Origin of the sequence: Aeromonas sp. s13, from assembly GCF_040907905.1 — a bacterium.
GTDB classification, from domain to species: Bacteria; Pseudomonadota; Gammaproteobacteria; order Enterobacterales; family Aeromonadaceae; genus Aeromonas; species Aeromonas veronii.
Genome location: NZ_JBFOCS010000067.1, coordinates 125466 through 131719 on the forward strand (window position 1 = coordinate 125466; position 6254 = coordinate 131719).

Annotated in this window: 5 protein-coding genes; 4 read left to right on the plus strand and 1 reads right to left on the minus strand. The window is 58.7% G+C overall.

Annotation, left to right across the window (positions count from 1 at the left end; genetic code table 11):
* The first annotated feature begins 97 nt into the window (after window positions 1-97).
* Window positions 98-676, plus strand: coding sequence for a PhnA domain-containing protein (locus tag AB5Y82_RS13395; protein WP_111900926.1), 579 nt, complete (start codon window positions 98-100; stop codon window positions 674-676).
* Window positions 677-872: 196 nt separating this feature from the next.
* Here AB5Y82_RS13395 and AB5Y82_RS13400 read toward each other — a convergent pair whose 3' ends face one another.
* Window positions 873-2399, minus strand: a complete 1527-nt coding sequence (locus AB5Y82_RS13400) for a fumarate hydratase (RefSeq protein ID WP_005345328.1) — start codon at window positions 2397-2399, stop codon at window positions 873-875.
* 294 nt (window positions 2400-2693) lie between these two features.
* Between AB5Y82_RS13400 and pabB the strand changes: the two genes are divergently transcribed.
* The 3 genes from pabB (at window position 2694) to AB5Y82_RS13415 (ending at window position 6101) form a co-directional block, all read left to right on the plus strand.
* On the plus strand, window positions 2694-3977 hold the full coding sequence (gene pabB, locus AB5Y82_RS13405) for an aminodeoxychorismate synthase component I (RefSeq protein WP_368174086.1): 1284 nt from the start codon (window positions 2694-2696) through the stop codon (window positions 3975-3977).
* A gap of 42 nt (window positions 3978-4019) precedes the next feature.
* Window positions 4020-4586 (plus strand): CoA pyrophosphatase, encoded by a 567-nt coding sequence (locus AB5Y82_RS13410; RefSeq protein WP_368174083.1) that lies wholly within the window; start codon window positions 4020-4022, stop codon window positions 4584-4586.
* Between the two features lie 216 nt (window positions 4587-4802).
* On the plus strand, window positions 4803-6101 hold the full coding sequence (locus AB5Y82_RS13415) for a serine/threonine transporter (protein WP_106843342.1): 1299 nt from the start codon (window positions 4803-4805) through the stop codon (window positions 6099-6101).
* Window positions 6102-6254 lie beyond the last annotated feature (153 nt).

Genomic DNA, 6254 nt, shown 5'->3' on the forward strand with positions numbered 1-6254 from the left:
CCTGACAAAGTGCGGGGTTTTATGCTATATTCCGCCCCCTCTTTCACGCGCCCCGCCCAACGCGGGTCGCTTTACCACTAGCTATGGGACCAACAACATGACCATCAACGCCATTCTGCAAGCGCGCGCGGGCGCCAAGTGTGAACTGTGCAGCGCCGAGCAGGCGCTGACCGCCTTCGTGGTGCCTCACTCCCCCGCCAGCGACGATGATCACAGCGTTGCTATCTGTGACACCTGCCGTGGTCAGCTGGAACAACCGGATACCCTGGTGGTCAACCACTGGCGTTGCCTGAGCGACAGCATGTGGAGCCAGGTGCCTGCGGTGCAGGTGATGGCATGGCGCCAGCTGAAAACACTCTCCGGTAAGGGTGAAGTGTGGGCTCAGGATCTGCTGGACATGATGTACATGGAAGACGAAGCCAAGGCCTGGGCTGAAGCTGGTATTGCTGACGAAGATGATGACAGCGTACCGACCGTTGACTCCAACGGCGCCGTGCTGCAAGAGGGCGACTCCGTTACCCTGATCAAGGATCTGGACGTGAAAGGCGCCGGTTTCACCGCCAAGCGCGGCACCCTGGTCAAGGGCATCCGTCTGACCAACAACCCGCTCCATATCGAAGGCAAGGTCAACGGCGTGCAGATCGTACTGGTGGCCGCCTACCTGAAAAAGGCCTAAGCCAGGTGCAATTGCGCTGCTGACAGAGCACAAGCACAACGAAAAAGGATGGCGTGACGCCATCCTTTTTTATATCCGCTTGCCGCAAGCGGCCAACCTGAGCCCATAACAGGCCAGCAAAAGCAACAAGGCGCATCCGGATGGACGCGCCTTGTTTACATGGCCGATGCCGTTAACCGGCAGCGGAAACGGTCACTCAGGAGGAGAGTTTGCCGTCCAGCTCGGCAATCTTGGCAGACCAGTAGGCCGGGCCGGTTTCGTGGATATTGTTGCCTTCGGAATCGACCGCTACGGTCACCGGCATATCTTCCACTTCAAACTCGTAGATCGCTTCCATGCCGAGATCGGCAAAGGCTACCACGCGCGCCTTCTTGATCGCCTTGGCAACCAGATAGGCGGCGCCGCCCACCGCCATCAGATAGACGGCCTTGTGCTGCTTGATGCTCTCGACGGTTTTCGGGCCGCGCTCGGATTTGCCGATCATGCCGATAAGGCCAGTTTCACCCAGCATCATATCGGTGAACTTGTCCATCCGGGTGGAGGTGGTGGGGCCAGCTGGGCCGACCACTTCGTCGCGCACCGCATCGACCGGGCCAACGTAATAGATAAAGCGGTTGGTGAAATCGACCCCTTCCGGCAGCCCTTCGCCACGGGCCAGCATGTCGGCGATACGCTTGTGGGCAGCATCGCGGCCGGTAAGGATCTTACCGGAGAGCAGTACGGTATCACCGCTCTTCCAGCTGGCCAGCTCGGCCTTGGTGATGCCATCGACGTTGACGCGGCGCACGTTGCCACCCGCTTCACGGGTGATCTCCGGCCAGTCGCTCAGTTTCGGCGGTGTCAGTTCGGCGGGGCCTGAACCATCCAGCTCGAAGTGAACGTGACGGGTCGCGGCGCAGTTGGGGATCATCACCACCGGCTTGGAGGCGGCGTGAGTCGGCGCAGATTTCACCTTCACATCCAGCACAGTAGTGAGACCACCCAGACCCTGGGCACCGATCCCCAGCTTGTTGACCTTGTCGTAGAGCTCGACCCGCAGCTTCTCTTCAGTGGTTTGCGGGCCACGGGCGATCAGCTCCTGAATGTCGATGTGCTCCATCAGGGCCTCTTTGGCCAGTACCGCCGCTTTCTCGGCGGTACCGCCGATGCCGATGCCCAGCATGCCGGGCGGGCACCAGCCTGCGCCCATGGTCGGCACGGTTTTCAGCACCCACTCGACGATATCGTCAGAGGGGTTGAGCATCACCATCTTGGATTTGTTCTCGGAGCCACCGCCTTTGGCCGCGATGCTCACTTCCACCTTGTTGCCGGGGATCATGTCGATATGCACCACGGCAGGGGCGTTGTCTTTGGTGTTTTTGCGACTGCCGGCCGGATCGGCCAGCACGGAGGCGCGCAGCGGGTTATCAGGATTGGTGTAGGCACGACGGGTCCCTTCGTCCACCATCTCCTGCACTGTCATGTCGCTGTCCCACTGGACTTGCATGCCAATTTTGACGAAACAGGTCACGATGCCGGTGTCCTGGCAGAGCGGGCGATGACCTTCGGCGGACATGCGGGAGTTGATCAGGATCTGGGCCAGCGCATCTTTGGCGGCCGGGTTGGCCTCACGGTCATACGCCGCTTTGGCAGCCTGAACAAAATCCAACGGGTGGTAATAGGAGATGTACTGGAGGGCATCTGCGATAGAATCGATGAAATCCTGTTTTTTTATAATGCTCATATCATCCTCACTGGTCCTTGTCTCTGCCACGGAGCAGGGCAAGGGCTTCCATATGATGGGCCGTGCTGACGTGCTGGCTAAAAACTATCAACCAGCAAAAAGCGAACGACACGGCAGTTTTTTCTTAAGTCACCGACACCTATGATACGCTTGCCCACCAGCACCGACTAGGGTTCGGGAACCAAACTGTTGCCTGTGTAACATAAAATGACGCCAACACTTCATATCCATCATCTAGACCATAGTGCTGAACTCCATCAGCTTTTTGCCCGCCTGCAACATCAGCCGTGGGCCATGTTGCTGGAATCGGCGGGACCAGTCGGCGCCGATAACGGCTTTGATATCATCACTGCCGATCCGCTGGCGACCCTCGAAACCCGCGGCGAGGTGACCACTCTGCGTGTCGGGGCGGATATCAGCGAACACAGCGAAGATCCCCTCGCCCTGCTGGCCCATACCCAGCAACAGCTGCTGGGGGAGCTGGATCTGTGCGCCACTCACCTGCCCTTTATTGGCGGCGCCCTCGGCCTGTTTGGCTATGATCTGGGCCGTCGCTTCGAGCGACTGCCAGTGCAGGCCGCCGCCGATATCGCGGTGCCGGACATGGCGGTGGGCATCTACGACTGGGCGCTGCTGCGCAATGTGGCGACCGGCGACTGGCAGCTGGTGCACTGGGGGGATAAAGCGGGCCTTGCCAACCGGCTGGCCTGGCTTGAACAGCAGCAGGCCAAACCGGCCCCCGCTTTTGCCTTGTTGGGGGCGTGGCAGAGCAATATGAGCCGCGCCGAGTATGGCGAGAAGTTTGCCCGCATTCAGGAATATCTCGCCGCGGGGGATTGCTACCAGATCAACCTGACCCAGCGTTTCAGCGCCCCCTATCAGGGGGATGAGTGGCAGGCCTATTGCCTGCTGGCAACCGCCAACAAGGCCCCCTTCTCAGCCTTTATCCGCCTGCCGGAGAGCGCGCTGCTGAGCCTCTCTCCCGAGCGGTTCCTGCTGCTTGATGGCCGTCATATCGAAACCAAACCCATCAAGGGCACTCGTCCGCGCCACCCTGATCCGACCATCGATCGGCAAGTCGCGCTGGAGCTGGCGCAGGCGGACAAGGACAGATCTGAGAATCTGATGATCGTTGATCTGCTGCGCAACGATATAGGTCGGGTCAGCCGGCCTGGCTCGGTCTGCGTGCCTCATCTCTTTGCGGTGGAGTCGTTTCCGGCGGTACATCATCTGGTCTCCACCATCCACGGTGAGCTGGATGCACGCTGGCAAGGAGTCGATCTGCTGCGCGCCTGTTTCCCGGGTGGCTCCATCACCGGCGCCCCCAAGATCCGCGCCATGGAGATCATCGAAGAGCTGGAGCCCCAGCGCCGCAACGCCTATTGCGGCAGCATCGGCTATCTCAGCCAGCATGGTCGGATGGATACCAGCATCTGCATTCGCACTTTGATCGCCGAAGCGGGTCACCTGCACTGCTGGGCCGGTGGCGGCATCATCGCCGACTCCGACGCCGACAGCGAATATCAGGAGACTTATGACAAAGTCGCCCGCATCCTTCCGCCCCTCTCGGCGCTGTAACCCTCCCCACCATCCAGGCAACACACAGGAGAGCTCCCCGCCATGGATCGCCACGAACTGCTGACCCGCTTCCAGTTGCAGCGACCCGCCCCGGCCCATCGCCTCGCCATTGGCGGGCTCAGTCCGGCTGCGGTATTGATCCCGGTGGTGATGCGCAATGAGGGGCTCAGCGTGTTACTGACCCGGCGCAGCCCACGGCTGCGTCATCATGGGGGGCAGATCAGCTTCCCCGGCGGGCGACAAGATCCCGGCGACGAAAACCTGATTGCCACGGCGCTGCGAGAGACCGAAGAGGAGCTCGGCATTCCGGCACGGCTGATTGAAGTGATCGGCACCCTCAACCCGCTCAATACGGTGTCACGATTCGAGATACTGCCGGTGCTGGGGCTGCTCGATGGTAACTATCCCCTCATCCTGAGTCCGGATGAGGTGGATCACGCCTTCGAAGTGCCGCTGACCCATCTGCTGGATCGGCGCAACCACATCCCCCTGACCCTTTCCAGAGGGGGGAAAGCACACACCATCTACTGGATCCCCTGGCAACAGCACTTTATCTGGGGGGCCACCGCCAGCATGATTAACCAGCTAGCCCAGCATCTCGCAAAATAACAATTTATCTACATTTGTCTGGGCGAGATTTAATCATTAACACTAAAATAACGTGCCAATTGATAAACAATAATTGAATTTTTCTTGTTTTGATCACATTTCCATAAGAAAGTGCGGTTTTTCGTGCCGTAAAGATGAATTTGATCAACATTTTTGATTAGAAAAACCGTATCCTTGCGCCGACTTAATAAGAACCACACATTCGGGGTGAGATAGATGTCAAACACAGTCACTGGCACGCAGGGAGTTGCGGCGTCAACAGAGCAAGGGATCCGCTCTACTCAAACCACTCGTTGGGAAAAACGCGACTCTACCTGGGTCATCAGTCTGTTCGGGACCGCAGTTGGCGCGGGGATCCTGTTCCTGCCGATCAACGCGGGTATGGGCGGTTTCTGGCCGCTGGTCGTCATGGCGCTGCTGGTAGGTCCCATGACCTATCTGGCACACCGTGGTCTGGCCCGCTTCGTGCTCTCCTCCAAAAAGCCAAATGCAGACATCACCGAAGTGGTGGAAGAGCACTTTGGCGTGGGTGCCGGTAAATTAATCACCCTGCTCTACTTCTTCGCCATCTACCCCATCGTGCTGATCTATGGCGTGGGTATCACCAACACCGTGGAAAGCTTTATGGTCAATCAGCTGCAGATGAGTGCCCCACCGCGCTGGATCCTCTCCATTGTGCTGATCATGGGCATGATGTCGGTAATGCTGGCCGGTGAAAAGCTGATGCTGAAAGTGACCGAGCTGCTGGTTTATCCGTTGATCGCCATTCTGGCCGGTATCTCTTTGTACCTGATCCCTGACTGGACCGGTGCTGCGCTGGAGCAAGTGCCCTCTGCCAAGGATTTCGCCACTACCCTGTGGCTGACCATCCCGGTACTGGTTTTCTCCTTCAACCACAGCCCGGCCATCTCCAGCTTCTCCCTGGCCCAGCGCCGCGACCACGGCGATCAGGCTGTCGAGAAAGCCGATGCCATCCTCAAGCGTACCGCCATGGTGCTGCTGGGCTTCGTGATGTTCTTCGTCTTCTCCTGCGTCATGAGCCTGACACCGGCCCAGCTGGCAGAAGCCAAGGCCCAGAACATCGCCGTGCTCTCCTATCTGGCGAACCAGCATGCCAGCCCCATCATCTCCTACTTCGGTCCGTTGGTTGCGTTCGTAGCCATCGTATCCTCCTTCTTCGGCCACTATCTGGGTGCCCGTGAAGGTCTGAAAGGGATGATCGTGCAGAACATGCGCAAGTCCGGCAAAGAGCCGAACGCCAAGAAAGTCGAGATGTTCATTATCGCCTTCTTCATCCTGACCCTGTGGGGCACTGCCATTGCCAACCCTTCCATCCTGGGCATGATTGAATCCTTGGGCGGCCCGATCATCGCTACCATCCTGTTCATCATGCCGATGTACGCCATCAAGCGCGTACCGGCTATGGCGAAATATCAGGGCCATATCAGCAACGTCTTCGTTGCAACCATGGGCATGATCGCCATCTCCGCCATCCTCTATCAGCTGGTCGGTTAATCCCCTACCTGCCGCTGATAGCAAAAAGCCAGCCGAACACTCGGCTGGCTTTTTTTATTGCGTTGTCCCGTCCTGAATATGGTTTACACCTTTCCCCCCAATAAATGGAGAACCCGATGGGACAAGGTGTGAAACGGACACAGCGCGATTACT

Bases quoted from the DNA above. Each gene is read 5' to 3' on its own strand.
- pabB (WP_368174086.1), top strand. From the start codon at position 2,694: ATGTTGCTGGAATCGGCGGGACCAGTCGGCGCCGATAACGGCTTTGAT.
- AB5Y82_RS13410 (WP_368174083.1), top strand. From the start codon at position 4,020: ATGGATCGCCACGAACTGCTGACCCGCTTCCAGTTGCAGCGACCCGCC.
- AB5Y82_RS13400 (WP_005345328.1), bottom strand. From the start codon at position 2,399: ATGAGCATTATAAAAAAACAGGATTTCATCGATTCTATCGCAGATGCC.
- AB5Y82_RS13395 (WP_111900926.1), top strand. From the start codon at position 98: ATGACCATCAACGCCATTCTGCAAGCGCGCGCGGGCGCCAAGTGTGAA.
- AB5Y82_RS13415 (WP_106843342.1), top strand. From the start codon at position 4,803: ATGTCAAACACAGTCACTGGCACGCAGGGAGTTGCGGCGTCAACAGAG.